Genomic DNA, 19,820 nt, shown 5'->3' on the forward strand with positions numbered 1-19,820 from the left:
AAGCATGGGAGACATTCGATGGAAAACGAATCGGATCAGGTGATGGTCGACGAAGCCCTCGAAGCCGAAACAGTCGAGGCGTTGCGCCGGTTGTTCGCCAACGATGCGACGCCGGAGCGTACACCGCCCGACGAACGTCGCGAATCGTCGACGATGATCGGCGAAGTGACCGATACGCATCATCCCGACGCGATGGGGCTCATTCGTGTGAAGTGGGTTTCGCAGGACGACACCACGTGCGAACGCTGGCTCGAATGCGTGGACGGCATCAAGCCCCACATCGGCGATCGCGTGCTGCTGCAATCTCCTGCGAACTGGCCCGAGTACCTGATCGCCGGTCTTCTCATGCGCAAAGGACACGGTGAACCGGTCGAACCAGCGGTCGAACCCGCGATGGCACTTTCGCTTGAAACCGACAAGTGCGTGCAGATCGCGGATGCATCTGGCTGTCCGCTGCTGCAGGTGCGTGCTTCTCCGGATGGGCCGGTCGTGACGCTGCTGAACCGGAACGTGAATATCGAAGTCGCCGGCAAGCTGCGGCTGAGCGCGCAGACCCTCGAACTGGAGGGCGGGCGAGGCGGTGTCGATATCCGGACCGAAGCGGACACCGTCGTGCGCAGCCGTTACGTTCGCCTGAACTGAGAAGGCGGCCTGACGTCATGCATCGTGAATTCTCCGCCATCGAATCGTCGCTCGAAGCGTTCATCGATCAGCCCGATGATCCCACGCTGTTGATCGAGGCAACCGACAACGACCTCGTGCCGGTTCTGAAGATGATGCAGTCGCTCGACGAACGACTCGGCGATGCCGTTTTCCTGAATTTTCCGTTTCCTTGCGACTCTGCCGACGCGTATCTGCAGACGTGCATGGAAGCACTTGCACGTCAGATCGACGACGCAAGCAGCGCACGCATTGAACGTGGCGAAACAAGCTGGCCACCGTTGCCGCTGACCTGCACCGACCCGAGGCGTGCGCCGGCGGCACGGCTGCGCGATGCCGTCACGCATGTTCACACGCTGATGCCGGAAGGCACCAAGGTCGTATGGGCATGGTTGCCGTCACCGATGGGCGATTTCGGCGGCTTTGCAAAGCTGGTGCTGCAATGCCTGGCGCTGAACGGCTTTGAAGAGTGGATGGAAGGGCATCGGTTCTGCATCCGCGACGACCGGAAGCATCCGTGCCTGATTCCGCTCGCTCGCGAGAAGAAGGCCGAGCACGTGCTGATCTTGCCGGTAGATTTCTCGTCCGAAAAAGCGACCCGTCATCTGGTCGACATCGCGAACGACGCGGTGCATCCGATCGAGCAGCGCATGGGGGCCTTGCTGCAAATCGCAGGGATCGATCTTGCGCATGGCCGATTGCCCGAAGCGCAGCGCAAGTACTACGCGCTCTTTTCCTTCCACGCCGAGCGCAAGGATGCGACAGGCTGCGCAGTGGCATTGCACGGCCTCGGCGATGTAGCGTTGCGCCACGGGTCGCCGCGCGATGCGAAGGACTGGTACATGCGCGCGCTGCCGGCTGCGCTCGATGGTCGGAACCTGCTGGTCGTGCTGAATGCGCTGATGGCCACGGGTAGCTGTTGCAACACGCTCGGCGAGCATGCGAAGGCGGCGACTTATTTTGATCTCGCGAGCGGTGCCGCCGGCAGGCTGATGCTCGTGCATACGAAGATCGAGGCGATGGAGAAGGGCGGTGTCGCGCTGCTGGCATGTGGCCAGGCGGCGGAAGCCGCGAAAAGCTGGATTGCCGCGAAGGGATTGTGCGAAAAGTTCGGCTGCGAACGACAGCGCATTTCCCTCCTCGATCGACTCGTTTCGCTCTACGGGAACGCCGGCCTGAAAACCGAGGCTAGGGCGTATGAGCTGGAGAAGGATCCGCTTTACATGACTCGCCTCCGTGGAGTGGTCGCGCCGACGGTACACGATGCGATGGCCGGGTACGAACGGGCGCGCCAATGAGTGACTTTGAAACCCGGCTGACGCGCGCATCGACGCCTGCGGAGAGCCATGCATCGCAATCCGAGTCGAAGGCCGACACCGCGTGCGATTCGCTGCTCGGTACGGTCAAGTCGACGTTCGATCCGTTCAAGGAGACCTTCTCGTCGGAAGGCGGCACGCTTCACCACGTCAGCGAAGCCGTGAACTCGCTCGCGTCGTTGCAGGGCATGCCGTCGCAGTTACTCAACACCGGCATTGCGCAGATCCCGCTGCTCGACAAGATGCCGGGGATGCCGGCGGCCACCATCGGTGTTCCGCATCTCGGTACGCCGCATGCGCATAGTCATCCGCCAAGCAGCGGTTTTCCGTTGCCGAGCGTCGGGGCGACGATCGGTAGCGGATGTTTGAGCGTGCTGATTGGGGGGATTCCTGCGGCACGCGTGCTGGATATCGGTATCGCGCCGACGTGCGGCGGGATAACGCCTTTCTTCGATATTCAGACTGGATCGAGCAATACCTTCATCGGCGGGATGCGTGCTGCTCGCATGGGAATCGACATGACTCGGCATTGCAATCCGATGGGGCATGTCGGGCACTCGGGTGGCGAAGCGGCGAGCGCTGCGGAGAAAGGCGAGGAGGTGGCAAGCGAGGCTGCTCAAGTGACCGGCAGGGCGAAGACGTTGGGACGGGCAGGGAAGGCATGGTCGGTTGGTAACGCCGCGGTCGGGCCAGCGTCCGGGGTAGCGGCTGCTGCCGATGACGCATCGCAAGGAGAAATCGCAGCAGCAGCGATGATGGCCGCACAAACTGCGGCCGATCTCGCGTTCATGGCGCTCAGTAACCTGATGGGCAAGGATCCCGGCATCGAGCCGAGTATGGGGGCGCTGCTCGTGGGCGATCCGACGGTCCTGATCGGCGGGTTTCCGTTGCCGGACTCGCAGATGATGTGGCATACGGCGAAGCATGGGATCGGAAAGAAGGTACGCGCTCGAATAGCACCTGAACGGCAAGAAGCAGGCCCGTGCAGGGATGGTCACCCAGTCGATGTGGTCAGGGGTACGGCCGAGAACGAATTCGTCGACTATGTGAAAGTTGAAGTGCCTGAATTCAGTTTGGAGCGATTTTATTGCAGCGGCTGGCGTGATCAGGACGGAGTCCTCGGATTCGGCTTCCGACATGGGTTTCAGCACGAACTTCGCATGTTGCGCACACGGGCGATCTATGTGGATGCACGCAACCGGACATATCCATTTCGTCGGAATGCAGCGGGCCAATATGCGGGCATTTGTTCCGGCTACGAGCTCGAGCAACGAGATGGGCGTTGTTTCGTTCTTCATCACGAACGGCTAGGCGACATGATTTTTGATCGCGCAAACGATTCCGACCGGGTTGCTCGGCTCGTACGGTACGTCAAGAGCGACGTTCAGCGCACGCTCGAATATTCGCGTGACGGTGCACTCATGCGCATTACGCAGGAGGACTGTCGCGCTCATCAGCGACAGTTGATCGATTTCCGCTACGATGACCACGGCCATGTCGTTGAGCTTTATCTCAAAGATCAAGAGGGCGGAAGCCAGCGGATCGCTCACTACCGTTACGACACGGCTGGATGTCTGGTGGAGGTTACCAATATTCTTGGCGCGAGGACTTCACACAAATATGATCGTCGGCGCCGGATGATCCAGGAGACCGATCCCAACGGCTACTCATTCTTATACCGGTACGACAACCAAGATCGCTGTATAGAGAGTGTCGGCGAGGACGGGCGGTGGCGTGTCGTGCTCGGCTATCAACCCGGTCGCACCGTAGTGACGCGTGTCGATGGCGGAAAATGGACATTCCTGTACAACGAGGCGCGCACCGTGACGCGAATCGTCGATCCATATGGCGGAGCAACGGAGCGCGTGACCGGCGATGATGGACAAATCCTTCGCGAGACGGATTCTGGCGGGCGCGTGATTCGCTGGCTTTATGACGAGCGCGGCGGTAATACGGGACGCTTGGATGGCTGGGGGAATCACTGGCCACCGCGAGAAGAAGCGCTCACGCTGCCCAACCCTCTGACGCATGAAATCCCAGCGACCCCGCTGGGGCTTCAGTGGGGCGATGCCAGACCGACGGATCTGGTTGATCGGATACTGCTACCGCCTGAAATCGACACGCTAGTCAACAAATTCGCATCGAATATTGTCGTATCCGCTCCGACTGAGCAGCATGATGCTGCAGGAAACGTGATCGCGCGCACGGACGAGTATAGGCAAACCGAATATCTGCATCGCGACGATGCCGGCAACCTGCTGTTTCTCCGTGACAAGGACGGATGCGGTTATCACAACACTATCACGTCGTGGAACTTACGCGAAAGCGAGGCCGATCCATTGGGCAACACAATTCGGTATCGGCACACAGCGAAAGGAGAAATTGCTGTCGTCATCGACGCGACCGGCAATGAAAGTGCATACACGTATGACTTAAAAGGCCGGATTTCGAGGGTGGTGCGGCATGGCGTGCTACGTGAGACGTACCGGTACGATGAGGGTGATCGATTGATCGAAAAATGCGACGGCGCCGGAACCGTTCTCCTGCGCAACGAAGTGGGATTCGATGGATTGTGTAGCCATCGTGTGCTGGGAAGCGGTGATATCCATACATTCGCGTACGATGCGCTGGGCAACGTAACAGAAGCGTCGACCACTCGATTCAAGGTCACGCGTACGTTTGACGGATTCGGCCGATTAACTGGAGATCGACGCGACGATCAAGGCGTCGAACACCGGTACGCCGGCCAGCATCGATCCGAAACCATGTATTTCGGGCACTACGCGGTGCATTACGAAGAAATTGATGGTCGGCAGATCCTTATCCGCACCCCGGACGGCGGCGAACATCGCATGTTGCGATCGACAGACGGCCGGGTACTCATGCAACTAGCCAATAAGACAAATGTGCTCTATATGTTCGATAGGCTAGGCAGGGCTACTGGGCGTCTGTCATGGCAGGAAAGTCGCACTGACCAACTTCGCAGTACGCAGTACGCATATAGCGCGACAGGAGAGTTACAACGCGTAACCGATAGTGTTACTGGAAGCACTGAATACCGATATGACGCGGCCCATCGCCTTATCGGAAAAGTCCAAGGCGGACTTCTCGTGAGTCGCTTCATCTACGACGGCGCTGGCAACCTGCTGGACTCCCCGACATCCCGATCGATGCAGTACATCGAGGGCAACCGGCTTGCCAGAGCAGGCGGCACCGTATACGAACACGATTCTCGGAATCATATCGTGCAGGCGACAAGCGAAACCGGATGTCGCAGGACGTATCACTACAACAGCATGGATTTGCTGGTGAAAGAGCAATTAAGCGATCGACCAGTCGCATGGACTGCCGATTACGATGGTATGTGTCGGCGAGTCGCGACGACATGTGGCAGCCAGCGTACCGATTTTTACTGGGACGGCGATCGCCTCGCTGCGGAAGTAAACGCCGATGGACTCGTGCGGCTGTATGTCTATGCAAACGACATGGCACTCGTTCCGTTCATGTTTTTCGACTACTTGAGCAAAGATGCAGCACTCGATAGTGGTCGAGCCTACTTCGTCTTTCACGACCAGGTTGGCATGCCGCAGTGGATCGAGGACATGGATGCAAAAACGGTATGGGCTGCAGAGCACACCGACCCGTACGGGTCGATCGATGTCGCGGTTGGCAGTTCAATCGAATATAACTTGCGATTTCCGGGCCACTACTTTGACGAGTCCACGGGGCTCCACAGCAATCGTTTTCGGTCCTATAACCCGGCGCTCGGTCGCTATCTTCAGTCCGATCCGCTTGGTCAACGTGGCGGAATCAATCTTTATTCCTATACAGCGAACCCGTTGCTGAAAGTCGACGTGCTCGGGTTATCCGCCGATGAGTGCAAGGCTGGAGAGCATTCCTCCGACGGACCGGGAAATACGAGCACGGGACATGTCGCAGAGCAACTAGCGCTGTGGGGAGAGCCCGTATCCGTACACAAGACACCGCCTGAGCGACCGCGTTTGAGTCGCGAGGAGGGGCAGCGCGTCGTAGACGGAATTCATGCGGCCATGCGCAGTACAGAACGTGCCAATAGGACCACCGGGCTGACCGAGCTTGAGGATGGGCGGCTTGTCATCACCTCCAATGCGCATTCACTGACCCCGAGCCAGAGGGCAGAGGCGGTGAGGCTGCTGCTAAACCGAGGATTCGGCCCGGACGACGTCATCTTTGTCGATGGGAAGCATCTGTCGTTTGGTTATCACCCGAGTTATGACAAACCTGTCACTGAACATCACCAGCCAAACGCCAATTACGTTTCCTCCAGAACGGATCGAAAACTGCAACCGGAAAATATCGAAGCAAGTGAAAACCTTCCCGATCCAAGTACGCTTCAAAATCCCCACCTTCACCATGCCGAACAGAGAGGCATTGAGGCAAGCTACAAAGCAAGCGGGAGGCCGCCCACACGTCAGTGGTCATCGTCCGGTGACGAACCTGGCAATCCGGATCGACCTGGGCATGGCGGCGCGGCTTGTCGTCATTGCGCCCGAGTTCAACAGGAACTCGGCATTCGGAATGAAACCGGGATTCAACCTGGCAGCGGCAAGTCTCCAATCGAAGGCTGGGACGGACGCATTGACCGGACGACACACACGATTCCCGGTGAGAACTGGGAAAATCATCGCGCGTGGTGGCGTCGATAGAGGACTCTTGAGCGAAGCATCCGGACGATTCAGATCATAAGCAGATCAACTGATTCACTAACACTTTAATTTGACATAACGTGAATTATCAACGTTAAATCGTGTAGCAGCCATATCCTAATGTCGTGTTCTGGCTATTTACAGATGTCGTGTTTTTGACTGCTGGCATGCTGGACGGCTCGTTGAGCGAGCGCGGAGCCGACCATGCAGCCAGCCGGATTGGTGACACTGACGATGCGAGAGCTTGATCGACTCAAGGTAATCCAGGCCGTGGTGGACACGGGCCTGAAGCCCGGACGTGCGGCCGAACGGCTGGGACTGAGCGTGCGACAGGTGGAAAGGCTGGTCATCCGATATCGAGAGCATGGACCTAGCGGCGTCGCTTCGGGCCGTCGTGGCCGGCCAGGCAACCGCAAGCTCGACGAAGGACTAGCGTTACGCGCCTTGACCACTATTCGAGAGCGTTACGCCGATTTCGGGCCGACGTTGGCCTGCGAGAAGCTGTGGGAATGCCATGGCATTCGGCTGGCCAAGGAAACGGTCAGGAAGCTGATGACGGACGCTGGCTTGTGGATTCCACGTCGGCAGCGTCCGCCGAAGGTTTATCAGCCGCGAGCGCGCCGGGCGTGTCTGGGTGAACTGATCCAGATCGATGGTTGCGATCATCGGTGGTTCGAGGAACGGGCGCCGGCCTGCACGCTGCTGGTGTACGTGGACGACGCGACGAGCCGGCTGATGATGCTGCACTTCACGCAGACCGAGTCGACGTTCAGCTACTTCGAGGCCACGCGAGCGTATCTGGAGCGCCATGGCAAGCCGGTGGCGTTTTACAGCGACAAGTACAGCGTGTTCCGCAATACGAGCGCCAGCAAGACAGGCCAAAGCGTGACGCACTTCGGTCGGGCGATGTACGAGCTGAACATTGACACGTTCTGCGCGAACAGCAGCTCGGCCAAGGGACGTGTCGAGCGAGCGCACTTGACGCTGCAGGATCGGTTCGTCAAGGAGTTGAGACTGCGCGGCATCAGCACGGTGGCCGACGCGAACGCTTACGCGCCCTCCTTCATGGCCATGTATAACGAGCGCTTCGCGAAGCCACCGAAGAGCGGCTTTGATGCGCATCGACCGCTGCGGTCCGACGAGGATCTGGATCTGCTGCTGACCTGGCGCGAGACACGCCGGGTCACGAAGGCGCTGACGGTGCAGTACGACCGGGTGCTCTATCTGCTGGACGATACGCCGGGGAATCGGGCGTGGATACATCGTGACATCGAGGTGTGGGAGTACCCGGACGGACGCATCGAGCTTCGGGCGGCTGGCCAGCTACTGTCGGCACAATCCTACGATCGGCTGGCCGAGGTGGATCAAGGCGCGATCGTGGATCACAAGCGCCTGAGCCATGCGTTGCAGGTGGCACAAGCGTTTCAGGCGCAGCGCGACAGCCGGCGGATCGGCACTGCGCCGTCGCGAACGCATCGGGGGCTGCCGGTGCGGGCAAATGAAGCGCAACCCGGCACGAAGAAACCTCGCCGGTTCACGGTGACTGACATGGAAGCCGCGATTCTGGAAGTTGCGTCAAAAGCAGAAACTGAGCGGCGGTCTGCCAAGGCCCGCGGGTGAGCGTAAGCGCCCTGCTGCTTCAGGCTCGGCGCTTCAACGCTGAAGGACGGAAAGGCCGATGAAACATGCGACATCTGTATTTAGCTGGCGCTACGACATCTGAATCCGGGTATGGCATTTGTTTGTAGCGGCTAGATTGAAATGGCCGCTTTCGGGCCGCGTAAGCTGGCCGGCCGCCGGGTGTCCGGCGCCGGAGGCTTCGATGGCTGCAACGGAGCGGATCACGATGACGATGCGCGAGCTGGACCGATTCAAGGTCATTCAGGACGTGGCAAGCCATCGGCACGTACAACCGCGCTATCGACTCGCAACGGCTTCGGACGCCGCCCCTTGCCATCCACCACCGAGCGCCTTGAACGCAGCCACCGACGCCCGAGCCGCTTCGGTTTTCGCCTGCACGCGCTCGTCCGATGCGCGCAGCAGGCTTTCGTCCGCCTGCAACACCTCGATCAGGCTGACGACGCCCTTCTGGTACGCAGCGAACGACGCAGCCCGTGCGCGGCCGAGCGAATCCACGCCGTCGGCGAGAACCGCCGCCTGCTCGTCGCGCCTGACGAGCGCGGAGAACGCGTTCTCGACGTCCTCGGTGGCGTGCAGCGCCGCGAGCCGATACGCAGCCAGCATTTCGGCATCCTGCCCTTTGGCCTGCGCGATCTGCGCATTGATGCGCCCGAAGTCGAACAAACGCCAGCGCAGGCCGAGCACGCCGGCAGCCTGGTTCGCGCCGCCGGCAAACAGGTTGCCCGCGCCCATCGTCGTCGCGCTGCCGATCAAGCCGCTCAGCGAAAACTTCGGGTAATACTCGGCAATGGCCACGCCGATGCGCGCGTTCGACGCCGCAAGGCGCCGCTCGGAGACGATCAGGTCGGGCCGCCGCCTGAGGAGTTCGCCGGGCGTTCCCGTCGCCGCGATCCGCGGTGCGACCGGCACGTCGCCGCCGTCGAGCAATTCCGCGCGATACGTACCGGGTTGCGAGCCGAGCATCACGTCGAGCGCATTCATCGCCGTGTCCAGCGCCGCTTCGAGTACCGGCACCGTTGCGCGGACCTGAGCGAGCGCACCCTCGGCCTGCCTGACCTGAAGCTCCGCCGCGAGCCCCTTTCCATACAGCAGATTGATGGTCGACAACAGATCCTGTTCGGTCTGCACCTGATGCCGCGCGACCTTCAGCCGGCCCTGCAACCCGCGAATCGTGATGTAGATGTCCGCCGTCTGCGCGGCCACGGCAAGGCGCGTGGCGACCGCCGCCGCCTCGGAGGCCTGATAGTCGGCGAGCGCCGCCTCCCGCCCGCGGCGCAACCCGCCGAACACATCCAGTTCCCAGCTCGCGGTGAAATCGGCCTCGTAGTCGTTGCCGTGACGGTCGAAACCGGGCGTCGAGTTCAGCACGCGCCCCAACGGCGTTTCGACCGACTGGTAGACGCGCGCGGCTTGACCGGTCACAGTGCCCGAAGGCAACAGCGCTGCATTGGCCGCACCGAGCCCGGCACGCGCTTGCGTGACGCGTGCCGCGGCCTGCGCGAGATCGAGGTTCTGCGCGAGCGCAAGCGTGACGAACCGGGTCAACTGCGGATCGCCGAAGCCCGTCCACCACGTCGCGAGTTCCGCTTCGGCCGCCGCGTGCCGCTGCTCCACGGCGCGCTGGCCCTGGAAACGCTGCGGCATGGCGATGTCCGGCCGCACGTAGTCGGGACCGACGGCGCATCCCGTCGACAGGAGCGCGGCAAGCACCGCGGCAACGATGGGTTTCGGTAGCATGACGGTTTTAGCCAAGATCAGATGGTGACTATAATACCAAATAGTCACTCGTTGTCCATCCTTGCCAGCCGCAACCCATGAAAGAAAACACCGCTTCCCCGGCTCCCGCGCGCGGCCCGGCCGATCACGACGTGCGGGACCAGATCGTGGCGGCCGCCACCGAGCACTTCAGCCGGTACGGCTATGAAAAGACGACCGTGTCCGACCTCGCGAAGGCCATCGGTTTCTCGAAGGCCTATATCTACAAGTTCTTCGAGTCGAAACAGGCGATCGGCGAGATGATCTGCGCGAACTGCCTGCATGAAATCGAAACCGACGTGCGCACCGCCGTCGCCGAAGCGAAACGACCCACCGAAAAGCTGCGGCGCATGTTCAAGGTCTTTACCGAAGCGAGCCTGCGGCTGTTCTTCCGCGACCGCAAGCTGTACGACATCGCCGCGTCGGCCGCCACCGGCAACTGGCAGTCGGTGCAGGCCTATGAGGCGCGCGTGCAGCAACTGCTGCAGGAGGTGCTGCAGGCGGGCCGGCAAAGCGGCGAGTTCGAGCGCAAGACGCCGCTGGACGAAACCGCGACGGCGATCTACCTCGTGATGCGGCCATACCTGAATCCGCTGCTGCTGCAATACAACCTCGACACGACCGATGCCGCGCCCGCGCAGTTGTCGAGCCTGGTGCTCCGCAGCCTCGCCCCGTGAATCGACGCCCATTGTGACCATTGACTCTTTTGGTCACTAGATACACAATGAAAGCCCCGATCACTTCGTTAGTGGGTCTTTCATGGTTCGGCGTCGCCCCGCTCTCCTCGCAGTCGCTTCCGCACTGCCCCTCGCGCTAGCCGCCTGCAGCGGAAAAGCGCCTTCCGATCCGCGCACGGAGGCGCCGCTCGTGCGTACCGCCATCGTTCAGGCAGCCGCGCCCGCGTCCCGCTCGTTTACCGGCACCGTCGCCGCACGCGTGCAGAGCGATCTCGGGTTCCGGGTGTCCGGCAAGGTGCTGGAGCGGCTCGTCGATACCGGACAAACCGTCCGGCGCGGCCAGCCGCTGATGCGGATCGATCCCGTCGACCTGAAGCTCGCGGCACGCGCACGCGACGAAGCCGTGGCCGCGGCACGGGCACGCGCGCGGCAGACCGCCGAGGACGAAGCGCGCTACCGCGACCTGCGCGGCACCGGCGCGATATCGGCATCGGCCTATGACCAGGTCAAGGCAGCGGCCGATGCCGCGAAAGCCCAGCTGAGCGCCGCCGAGGCCGATGCCGGCGTCGCACGCAATGCGACCGGCTATGCGGAACTCGTCGCGGACGGCGACGGCGTCGTGATGGACACGCTCGCGGAGCCCGGCCAGGTCGTGAGCGCCGGCCAGCCGGTCGTGCGGCTCGCGCACGCCGGCAACCGGGAAGCCGTGATCCAGTTGCCGGAAACCCTGCGCCCCGCGGTCGGCTCCGTGGCGCAGGCCGAGTTGTTCGGCAAGCCGGGCTTGCGTGTCCCCGCGACGCTGCGGCAGCTCTCCGATACCGCGGATGCGCGAACGCGCACGTTCGAAGCGCGCTACGTGCTGCAGGGCGCGCTGGCCGCTGCGCCGCTGGGCGCGACCGTCACGATCCGCCTACCGGACGACGCACGCGCGACGCCGCAAGCCGGCCTGCAGGTGCCGATCGGCGCGCTGCTGGACGGAGGCAAAGGGCCCGGCGTATGGGTCGTCGCAGGCGATCCGGCCAAGGTGGGATGGCGGCCGGTCACGGTCGAGCATGTGGATGACGACAGCGCACGCGTGTCGGGCGCACTCAAGCAAGGCGACCGGGTCGTCGCGCTCGGCGCGCAGTTGCTGCATGACGGCGATGCGGTCCGCGTGGCCGCGCAGGCCGCCACGCTCGCGAGCGAAGGAGCACGGCCGTGAGCGAGCGCCGCTTCAACCTGTCGGCGCTCGCGGTACGCGAGCGCGCGATCACGCTGTTCCTGATCTGCCTGATTTCGCTTGCGGGGCTCGTGTCGTTCTTCAAGCTGGGCCGCGCGGAAGACCCGGCCTTCACCGTCAAGGTGATGACCATCGTCACCGCATGGCCGGGCGCGACCGCGCAGGAAATGCACGACCAGGTGGCCGAAAAGATCGAAAAGCGCATGCAGGAGCTGCGCTGGTACGACCGCAGCGAAACCTACACGCGCCCCGGCCTCGCGTTCACGACGCTGACGTTGCTCGACAGCACGCCGCCGTCCGAGGTGCAGGAGCAGTTCTATCAGGCGCGCAAGAAGATCGGCGACGTGGCGAACGATCTGCCGGCCGGCGTGATCGGCCCGCTGGTCAACGACGAATACGCGGACGTCACGTTCGCGCTGTTCGCGCTGAAGGCCAAGGGCGAACCGCAGCGCCTGCTGGTGCGCGATGCGGAGACGCAGCGCCAGCGGCTGCTGCATGTGCCCGGCGTGAAGAAGGTCGACATCATCGGCGAACAGGCCGAGCGCATCTACGTGCAGCTGTCGCACGACCGGCTCGCGACGCTCGGCGTGAGCCCGCAGGACGTGTTCGCCGCCCTCAACGGCCAGAATGCGCTGACGCCGGCCGGCTCCGTCGAGACGCGCGGGCCGGAGATCTTCATTCGCGTGGAAGGCGCATTCGACAAGCTGCAGAAGATTCGCGACACGCCGATCGTCGCGCAGGGCCGCACGCTGAAACTGTCGGACATCGCGACCGTCGAGCGCGGCTACGAAGACCCGTCGACGTTCATGATCCGCAACAACGGCGAACCCGCGCTGCTGCTCGGCGTCGTGATGCGCGACGGCTGGAACGGGCTCGACCTCGGCCGCGCGCTGGACCGGGAAGTCGGCGCGATCAACGCCGCGCTGCCGCTCGGCATGAGCCTGACCAAGGTCACCGACCAGTCCGTGAACATCAGCTCGGCCGTCGACGAGTTCATGGTCAAGTTCTTCGCCGCGCTGCTCGTCGTGATGCTGGTGAGCTTCGTCAGCATGGGCTGGCGCGTGGGCCTCGTGGTCGCCGCGGCCGTGCCGCTGACGCTGGCCGTGGTGTTCGTCGTGATGGCCGCCACCGGCAAGAACTTCGACCGCATCACGCTCGGCTCGCTGATCCTCGCGCTCGGGCTGCTGGTCGACGACGCGATCATCGCGATCGAAATGATGGTCGTGAAGATGGAGGAAGGCTACGACCGCGTGGCCGCGTCGGCGTATGCGTGGAGCCATACGGCCGCGCCGATGCTGGCCGGCACGCTGGTCACCGCGGTCGGCTTCATGCCGAACGGCTTCGCGCGCTCCACCGCGGGCGAATACACCAGCAACATGTTCTGGATCGTCGGGATCGCGCTGATCGCCTCATGGGTCGTCGCCGTCGCGTTCACGCCGTACCTCGGCGTGAAGATGCTGCCGAACTTCAAGAAGTTCGAAGGCGGTCACGATGCGATCTACGACACGCCCCGCTACAACCGCTTCCGGCAACTGCTGACGCGCGTGATCGCCCGCAAATGGCTCGTCGCCGGGTCGGTCGTCGCCCTCTTCGTGCTCGCGATTCTCGGCATGGCGGTCGTCAAGAAGCAGTTTTTCCCGATCTCCGATCGCCCCGAGGTGCTGGTCGAGGTGCAGATGCCGTACGGCACGTCGATTTCGCAAACGAGCGCCGCCACGTCGAAGGTCGAGGCGTGGCTCGCGAAGCAGAAGGAAGCGAGGATCGTCACCGCGTACGTCGGCCAGGGCGCGCCGCGTTTTTATCTGGCGATGGGGCCGGAGCTGCCCGATCCGTCGTTCGCGAAGATCGTGATCCGCACCGACAGCCAGGACGAGCGCGACGCGTTGAAGGCGCGCCTGCGGCGGGCCATCGCCGACGGCCTCGCGCCCGAAGCGCGCGTGCGCGTGACGCAGCTCGTGTTCGGCCCGTATTCGCCGTTCCCGGTGGCCTACCGGATCACGGGCCCCGATCCGGACACGCTGCGCGGCATCGCGACCGATGTCGAGCGCGTGATGAACGGCAGCCCGATGATGCGCACGGTCAATGCGGACTGGGGCACGCGCGCGCCGACGCTGCACTTCACGTTGCAGCAGGACCGCCTGCAGGCAGTCGGGTTGACGTCCAGCGCGGTCGCGCAGCAGCTGCAGTTCCTGCTGACCGGGGTGCCCGTCACCGCGGTGCGCGAGGATATCCGGACCGTACAGGTGATCGCACGCTCGGGCGGCGACGCGCGGCTCGACCCGGCACGGCTCGACGACTTCACGCTCGCCGGCGCGAACGGCCAGCGCATCCCGCTGTCGCAGGTCGGCAAGGTCGACGTGCGGATGGAAGAGCCGATCATGCGCTGGCGCGATCGCGTGCCGACGCTCACGGTGCGCGGCGACATCGCCGAAGGCTTGCAGCCGCCGGACGTGTCGGCTGCGATCACGCAGCAACTTCAGCCGATCATCGCCGCGCTGCCGAGCGGCTATCGAATCGAGGAAGCCGGCTCCATCGAGGAATCCGGCAAGGCCACGAAGGCGATGCTGCCGCTGTTCCCGATCATGCTGGCGGTCACGCTCGTGATCATCATCTTCCAGGTGCGCTCGATCTCCGCGATGGTGATGGTGTTCATGACGAGCCCGCTCGGCCTGATCGGCGTGGTGCCCACGCTGATCCTGTTCCGGCAGCCGTTCGGCATCAATGCGCTGGTCGGCCTCATCGCGCTGTCGGGGATCCTGATGCGCAACACGCTGATCCTGATCGGCCAGATTCACCAGAACGAACAGGCGGGGCTGGATCCGTTCCACGCGGTTGTCGAAGCGACCGTGCAGCGGGCGCGCCCGGTGATTCTCACCGCGATGGCGGCCGTGCTCGCGTTCATTCCGCTCACGCATTCGGTGTTCTGGGGCACGCTCGCGTACACGCTGATCGGCGGCACGTTCGCCGGGACGATCCTCACGCTGATGTTCCTGCCGGCGATGTATGCGATCTGGTTCAGGATCCGGCCCGGTCAGTCCGCCGCCCGCCACGGCGGCCATGAACCGGCATCGCCGGGCGAGCCCGCACTTCAGCCCGCGCTCGACGCGCGCGATTGATTACGCCGATCCATTCACCGTATCGAAGGAAGCAGCCATGTCGAATTCCACCGTTGTCGTCGTGACCGGCGTGTCGTCGGGCATCGGGCGCGTTGCCGCGGAACGATTCGCCAAACGCGGGTGCCGCGTGTTCGGCACCGTGCGCAGCATTGCGCGAACGGCGCCCGTCGCCGGCGTCGAGTTGATCGAGATGGACGTGCGTGACGACGCGTCCGTTCAATCGGGTATCCAAGCGATCATCGATCGCGCGGCGCGTATCGACGTGCTCGTGAACAATGCGGGCATGAGCCTGATCGGCGCGGTGGAGGAAACGTCGGTGGACGAGGCAGCGGCCCTGTTCGACACCAACGTATTCAGCCTCCTGCGTACGACCCATGCGGTGCTTCCGCACATGCGGGCCCGACGGCGCGGCCGGATCGTCAATGTCAGCTCGGTGCTCGGCTTCCTGCCGGCGCCTTATATGGGACTCTATTCGGCATCCAAGCATGCGGTGGAGGGGTTGACCGAATCGCTCGATCACGAGGTGCGCCAGTTCGGCGTTCGCGCGACGCTGGTCGAACCGTCGTTTACACGGACCAGCCTGGACGTCAATGCGCCGCAGGCCGGCGCACCGATCGCCGAGTACGACCGCGAGCGAACGCTTGCGTCGCGCGCCGTCGCCGACAGCGTGAAAGCCGCGCCGCACCCCGACGGGGTGGCCGCCACCATCGTCGACGCAGCGCTCGGCGCATGGCGGATGCGACGCACGCCGGCCGGCGAGGCGTCGCTGTTGCGCAAGTTGCGGCGCTTCATGCCGGCCGGCCCCGTCGATTCGAGCCTGCGGAAAAAATTCCGGCTCACGTGACGCTGTCGGCGACGAAACGGTTCTGATGCGATCAGCGATATCGCCATGGTCAGGTTGTGATGCTTTGGATTCGCGGTATATCTGGGTGCAGCCGTCATCACCGTCTTGAGCGTCGCCACGCTCGCGACTCGCGCTCGGCCCACGGATCGAGTGCTCAGGTTGACTTTCGTCGACAGCCACACGCATCGGGGTTTTGCAACCAAAGACGGCCGTTCACCACTGAAGGTCGACCACGGCTGCAAATTCACGCTCGCCAAGCGGCTGCCGGAATTCGGGCAGCCTGCAGCTCAAACCGCGATATGTGCCAGCCGACTGCGGATGATCTCCGTCGCCTCGCTCACGATGCGATCGACGAGTTCCTTCACGGTCGGGATATCGCGGATCAAGCCGACGACCAGGCCGCACGACCAGGCGCCCGCGTCGAGCGCGCCCTCCTTCATGATGCGCGGATACACGCCGGCGACCTCTTCGACGATATCGTCGAACCGGATATCGGCGCCGAGCGTGCGTTCCTTTTCGAGGATGCGATCGACCGCGGCATTGCGCAGCACGCGTTCGGTATTGCGCAACGGACGCATGACCAGGCGCGTGTCCAGTTCGGTCGCCGCGACCAGCGCCTGCTTCACGTTCTCGTGCACCGGCGCCTCGCGGGTCGCGATGAAGCGCGTCCCCATGTTGATGCCGTCCGCGCCCAGCGAAAGTGCCGCCACCAGCGAGCGCCCGTCCGCCATGCCGCCGGAGGCCACGAACGGAATCCTGAGCTCGTCGGCAGCGCGCGGCAGCAGGACGAAGTTCGGAATGTCGTCCTCGCCCGGATGGCCACCGCATTCGAATCCATCGACGCTCACCGCATCGCAGCCAATGGCCTCGGCCTTGAGCGCATGGCGAACCGACGTGCACTTGTGGATCACCTTGACATGCGCGTCCTTGAGCGCGGGCAGGTAGGGCTGCGGGTTGTTGCCGGCCGTTTCGACGATCTTGACGCCGCCTTCGACGATCGCCCGGATATAGCCGGGATAGTCGGGGGACGTGACGGTCGGCAGGAAGGTGAGGTTCACGCCGAACGGCTTGTCGGTCATCTCGCGGCAGCGCCGGATTTCGGCAGCCAGATCCGCCGGCGACCGCTGGGTCAGGCCGGTAATGATGCCGAGGCCGCCGGCGTTGGAGACGGCCGCCGCCAGCTCCGCGTACCCGACGTGATGCATGCCGCCCTGGATGATCGGATAGTCGATGCCGAAGAGTTCGGTGATCCTGGTTTTCATGATGTTTTCGGTTCAGGTTGAGACGAAGGCGCCTTCGCATGCCGGGAACGCGCGGCGACCTCGACGCGCGCTGCCGTACGGCCGAATCGCCGGTGCGAAGCCGATGGAAACCCACGCGGCCACGCAACGGAGGCGCCCGAGCTTCCCGGGCGCCGGCTTCGTTCGCCTTCGCGCGGCCCGGACAGCATGCGATGCCGCCCCTTTTACACGGCCGCCCGCGTCGACGATCGGGTCGCCGCCCGACGCTGGCGCCAGCGGACACCGACAGTTTCCTCGCAGTACGGATTGCCGTACATTGGCTAAACTGACACATTACATGCGATATCCGACACACCATGCCCCGCGCCGCCATCCTTGCGTACGACGATTGCTACGCGTCCAGCCTGGGCGGGTTCGCCGACATCCTTCAGATTGCGAACGCGCATGTGCGGCGACAGCGAGGCGACGGCAATGCGCAGTTCGAGTGGCGGTTCGTCTCTCCGACCGGGGCGCCCGTCATGGCAAGCAACGGGCTACAGCTGAACACGGAGCCGATCCGGCCGCACGAGCAATTCGACGTGGTCTTCATTCCCAGTGCGCACTATGCGAGCGGCAAGGCGTTCGACCAGTTGCTGGCACGACAATCCGCCGCATGCGACTGGCTGGTTTCGCAATGGCACGCCGGCGCGTACCTGGCGGCAAACTGCACCGGCACGTTCGTGCTGGCCAACACCGGCCTTCTGGACGGACGGCCCGCGACGACCACGTGGTGGCTGGCAGACGCGTTTCGCAGCCGGTTTCCCCGGGTCGACCTTCAGCTGGAACCGGTCGTCACCGAAGCGGACCGGCTGATCTGTGCGGGCGCGTCAGCGTCTTACCTGCTGCAGACCATCCATGTCATCGAGCGTTTCTCCGGGGCGGTGATTGCCGCGCAGTGCGCCAAGACGATGCTGATCGACGTCAGCCAGACGAAGCAATTGCCGTATCTCCCGTTGCTGACGGAGAAGACGCATGGCGATTCGCTGGTTCACCGCGCGCAGCATTGGCTGCAGAAGCACATGACGAAGGACGTGAAGATGTCGGCGATGGCGCAGGACCTCGGCGTGAGCGAGCGCACGATCATCCGCCGCTTCAAGGCCACGCTGAATCAGTCTCCATTGCGGTATTTGCAGAGCCTGCGCATCGAAGCCGCGCGCGCTTTGCTGGAGGCCGGCGATCTCAGCCTCGAGCGGATCACGGCCCAGGTGGGGTATAGCGACACGAGCTCGTTCTGCCGACTGTTCAAGGAGAAGGTCGGACTGAGCCCGGGAGCGTATCGGGATCGCTTTCGGCCTGCGGCGGAATCGCGATGACGACCGGCCGGTAGAGGGCGGAGACCGTCCGCCTGCCAGGCGTCGCCGCCGCATCACCGCCCTTCCCCCACTCGCTATTTTCGTCTGTAGAATCAGCGTGTTAGCCGTTCACCACACGACAAAATCCTCGGCCACCGCCCCAGTGGACTCAATCCCCGCCCCGCGAGGCCCGACAGGATCGGCCGACACCCACACCCCCAAACCGGAGGGCACCATGGCGATTCACGAAGTGTTTCCCTATTTGCGCGCCAGGCGTGCGGACGACGCCATCGCGTTCTATGCGAAAGCGTTCGGCGCGCAGGAGAAATTCCGTCTCGTCGAGCCGTCGGGACGCATCGGCCACGCGGAATTGCAGCTCGGGCCATGCACGCTGATGATCTCGGACGAGTTCCCCGAATACGATATCTTCGCGCTCGACCCGGACGGCAAGGCGCCGATGTCGCTTCACCTGCACGTCGACGACGCCGACGCGACGATCGCCGCCGCGGTCGCGGCCGGCGCGCAGCTGACACGCGCGATCCAGGACCAGTTCTACGGCGAGCGTTCCGGCAAGATTCGCGACCCGTTCGGCTACGATTGGCTGATCGGGCATACGATCGAAGCGGTCGAACCCGATGAAATGCAGCGGCGTTATACGGCGCTGCTGTCCGGCGATCAGCAGAAAACCTGAACGGCGCACCGCGCGCGCCGGTCGATCACCCCGACATTCGCGATGCACTATCACTCCGCCGACATCTACCGGCTCTACCGAAGCGTGCCGACGCTGCTGCTGAACCGTCCCGCGCCGGCCGAACAATTCCTGGCCGCCGCCGTCGAGACCGGCGCCGAACTCGGGCACGTGCTGCGCGACTACCCGCAGGTCCGCTACCAGCCCCTCGACTTCCACTACCTGTGCCAGCAAAGCCTGTCCGTGCTGGACGACGCGCTGCTGGCCGACCTCACGTGCGACGAGGAACATGGATGGCGCGGCGCGCAGTGGGCCGCGCTGTTGATCGCGTTATCGGGCGATGCGCGCCATCTGCCGCGCCTCGATGCAGTCAGGCGCCATCGCGGCGTCGAGTGGACGGCCGGGCTCGCCGACGCCGCCGTCCACCCGGAAGCCTCGTCCACCGGTTTTCGCTGCTGCCGGCTGATCGTCGACCTGCGGAATCAGCTCGCATCGCTACCGCGCATCGCCGTGCGCCTGCGAAAGTCACCCCCGCCGGAAGTCATCGCGGCCACGACGGCGGCCGTTCGGGCCGCGTATCGCCGTGGCGATGTCGCGACGGCGCTGGCGATCGCCCGCGCCTAGACGCGTGGCGAACCGTCCGCCCG

Annotated in this window: 13 protein-coding genes; 11 read left to right on the forward strand and 2 right to left on the reverse strand. The window is 63.7% G+C overall.

Features of this window, described 5'->3' with window-relative positions:
• Nucleotides 1-42: 42 nt before the first annotated feature.
• The 4 genes from QZM35_RS06135 (at nucleotide 43) to QZM35_RS06150 (ending at nucleotide 8,281) form a co-directional block, all read left to right on the forward strand.
• A complete protein-coding gene (locus tag QZM35_RS06135; protein ID WP_301775587.1) occupies nucleotides 43-642 on the forward strand; it encodes a hypothetical protein in 600 nt (199 codons plus the stop codon).
• Between the two features lie 17 nt (nucleotides 643-659).
• Nucleotides 660-1,958 (forward strand): hypothetical protein, encoded by a 1,299-nt coding sequence (locus QZM35_RS06140; RefSeq protein ID WP_301775588.1) that lies wholly within the window; start codon nucleotides 660-662, stop codon nucleotides 1,956-1,958.
• Nucleotides 1,955-6,661 (forward strand): RHS repeat-associated core domain-containing protein, encoded by a 4,707-nt coding sequence (locus tag QZM35_RS06145; protein WP_301775589.1) that lies wholly within the window; start codon nucleotides 1,955-1,957, stop codon nucleotides 6,659-6,661. The genes QZM35_RS06140 and QZM35_RS06145 overlap by 4 nt, the downstream gene beginning before the upstream one ends.
• Before the next feature lie 204 nt (nucleotides 6,662-6,865).
• Nucleotides 6,866-8,281 carry an ISNCY family transposase gene (locus QZM35_RS06150; protein ID WP_301775590.1) on the forward strand — a complete coding sequence of 472 codons (1,416 nt, stop codon included), beginning with the start codon at nucleotides 6,866-6,868 and terminating at the stop codon, nucleotides 8,279-8,281.
• Nucleotides 8,282-8,578: 297 nt separating this feature from the next.
• Here QZM35_RS06150 and QZM35_RS06155 read toward each other — a convergent pair whose 3' ends face one another.
• The gene (locus QZM35_RS06155) at nucleotides 8,579-10,039 is read right to left on the reverse strand and encodes an efflux transporter outer membrane subunit (RefSeq protein WP_301775591.1); all 1,461 of its coding nucleotides are present in this window, start codon (nucleotides 10,037-10,039) and stop codon (nucleotides 8,579-8,581) included.
• A 77-nt stretch (nucleotides 10,040-10,116) separates the two neighbouring features.
• On the opposite strand from QZM35_RS06155, the gene QZM35_RS06160 reads away from it, so the two are divergent.
• The 4 genes from QZM35_RS06160 to QZM35_RS06175 all read left to right on the forward strand — a co-directional run bounded on the left by QZM35_RS06160 (nucleotide 10,117) and on the right by QZM35_RS06175 (nucleotide 15,913).
• Entirely contained in the window at nucleotides 10,117-10,734 is a 618-nt protein-coding gene (locus QZM35_RS06160; RefSeq protein WP_301775592.1) for a TetR/AcrR family transcriptional regulator, read from the forward strand.
• Nucleotides 10,735-10,816: 82 nt separating this feature from the next.
• A complete protein-coding gene (locus tag QZM35_RS06165) occupies nucleotides 10,817-11,935 on the forward strand; it encodes an efflux RND transporter periplasmic adaptor subunit (protein ID WP_301775593.1) in 1,119 nt (372 codons plus the stop codon).
• On the forward strand, nucleotides 11,932-15,069 hold the full coding sequence (locus tag QZM35_RS06170; protein WP_301775594.1) for an efflux RND transporter permease subunit: 3,138 nt from the start codon (nucleotides 11,932-11,934) through the stop codon (nucleotides 15,067-15,069). The genes QZM35_RS06165 and QZM35_RS06170 overlap by 4 nt, the downstream gene beginning before the upstream one ends.
• Nucleotides 15,070-15,106: 37 nt before the next feature.
• Nucleotides 15,107-15,913, forward strand: a complete 807-nt coding sequence (locus QZM35_RS06175) for an oxidoreductase (protein ID WP_301775595.1) — start codon at nucleotides 15,107-15,109, stop codon at nucleotides 15,911-15,913.
• 287 nt (nucleotides 15,914-16,200) lie between these two features.
• On the opposite strand, the gene QZM35_RS06180 is transcribed toward QZM35_RS06175, so the two are convergent.
• Nucleotides 16,201-17,175 (reverse strand): nitronate monooxygenase family protein, encoded by a 975-nt coding sequence (locus tag QZM35_RS06180; RefSeq protein ID WP_301775596.1) that lies wholly within the window; start codon nucleotides 17,173-17,175, stop codon nucleotides 16,201-16,203.
• 335 nt (nucleotides 17,176-17,510) lie between these two features.
• Between QZM35_RS06180 and QZM35_RS06185 the strand changes: the two genes are divergently transcribed.
• The 3 genes from QZM35_RS06185 to QZM35_RS06195 all read left to right on the forward strand — a co-directional run bounded on the left by QZM35_RS06185 (nucleotide 17,511) and on the right by QZM35_RS06195 (nucleotide 19,797).
• Nucleotides 17,511-18,506, forward strand: coding sequence for a GlxA family transcriptional regulator (locus QZM35_RS06185; RefSeq protein ID WP_301775597.1), 996 nt, complete (start codon nucleotides 17,511-17,513; stop codon nucleotides 18,504-18,506).
• A 214-nt stretch (nucleotides 18,507-18,720) separates the two neighbouring features.
• Nucleotides 18,721-19,176 carry a VOC family protein gene (locus QZM35_RS06190; protein WP_301775819.1) on the forward strand — a complete coding sequence of 152 codons (456 nt, stop codon included), beginning with the start codon at nucleotides 18,721-18,723 and terminating at the stop codon, nucleotides 19,174-19,176.
• Nucleotides 19,177-19,218: 42 nt separating this feature from the next.
• Nucleotides 19,219-19,797 (forward strand): hypothetical protein, encoded by a 579-nt coding sequence (locus QZM35_RS06195; protein WP_301775598.1) that lies wholly within the window; start codon nucleotides 19,219-19,221, stop codon nucleotides 19,795-19,797.
• Nucleotides 19,798-19,820: the final 23 nt, after the last annotated feature.

This window comes from Burkholderia sp. AU45274, from assembly GCF_030482505.1.
Classification (GTDB): Bacteria; Pseudomonadota; Gammaproteobacteria; order Burkholderiales; family Burkholderiaceae; genus Burkholderia.

What these genes read in the sequence shown, in the direction of transcription:
- QZM35_RS06195 (WP_301775598.1), top strand. Translation starts at nt 19,219, where the DNA reads ATGCACTATCACTCCGCCGACATCTACCGGCTCTACCGAAGCGTGCCG.
- QZM35_RS06140 (WP_301775588.1), top strand. Translation starts at nt 660, where the DNA reads ATGCATCGTGAATTCTCCGCCATCGAATCGTCGCTCGAAGCGTTCATC.
- QZM35_RS06150 (WP_301775590.1), top strand. Translation starts at nt 6,866, where the DNA reads ATGCAGCCAGCCGGATTGGTGACACTGACGATGCGAGAGCTTGATCGA.
- QZM35_RS06165 (WP_301775593.1), top strand. Translation starts at nt 10,817, where the DNA reads ATGGTTCGGCGTCGCCCCGCTCTCCTCGCAGTCGCTTCCGCACTGCCC.
- QZM35_RS06160 (WP_301775592.1), top strand. Translation starts at nt 10,117, where the DNA reads ATGAAAGAAAACACCGCTTCCCCGGCTCCCGCGCGCGGCCCGGCCGAT.
- QZM35_RS06155 (WP_301775591.1), bottom strand. Translation starts at nt 10,039, where the DNA reads ATGCTACCGAAACCCATCGTTGCCGCGGTGCTTGCCGCGCTCCTGTCG.
- QZM35_RS06145 (WP_301775589.1), top strand. Translation starts at nt 1,955, where the DNA reads ATGAGTGACTTTGAAACCCGGCTGACGCGCGCATCGACGCCTGCGGAG.
- QZM35_RS06190 (WP_301775819.1), top strand. Translation starts at nt 18,721, where the DNA reads ATGGCGATTCACGAAGTGTTTCCCTATTTGCGCGCCAGGCGTGCGGAC.
- QZM35_RS06180 (WP_301775596.1), bottom strand. Translation starts at nt 17,175, where the DNA reads ATGAAAACCAGGATCACCGAACTCTTCGGCATCGACTATCCGATCATC.
- QZM35_RS06175 (WP_301775595.1), top strand. Translation starts at nt 15,107, where the DNA reads ATGTCGAATTCCACCGTTGTCGTCGTGACCGGCGTGTCGTCGGGCATC.
- QZM35_RS06185 (WP_301775597.1), top strand. Translation starts at nt 17,511, where the DNA reads ATGCCCCGCGCCGCCATCCTTGCGTACGACGATTGCTACGCGTCCAGC.
- QZM35_RS06135 (WP_301775587.1), top strand. Translation starts at nt 43, where the DNA reads ATGGTCGACGAAGCCCTCGAAGCCGAAACAGTCGAGGCGTTGCGCCGG.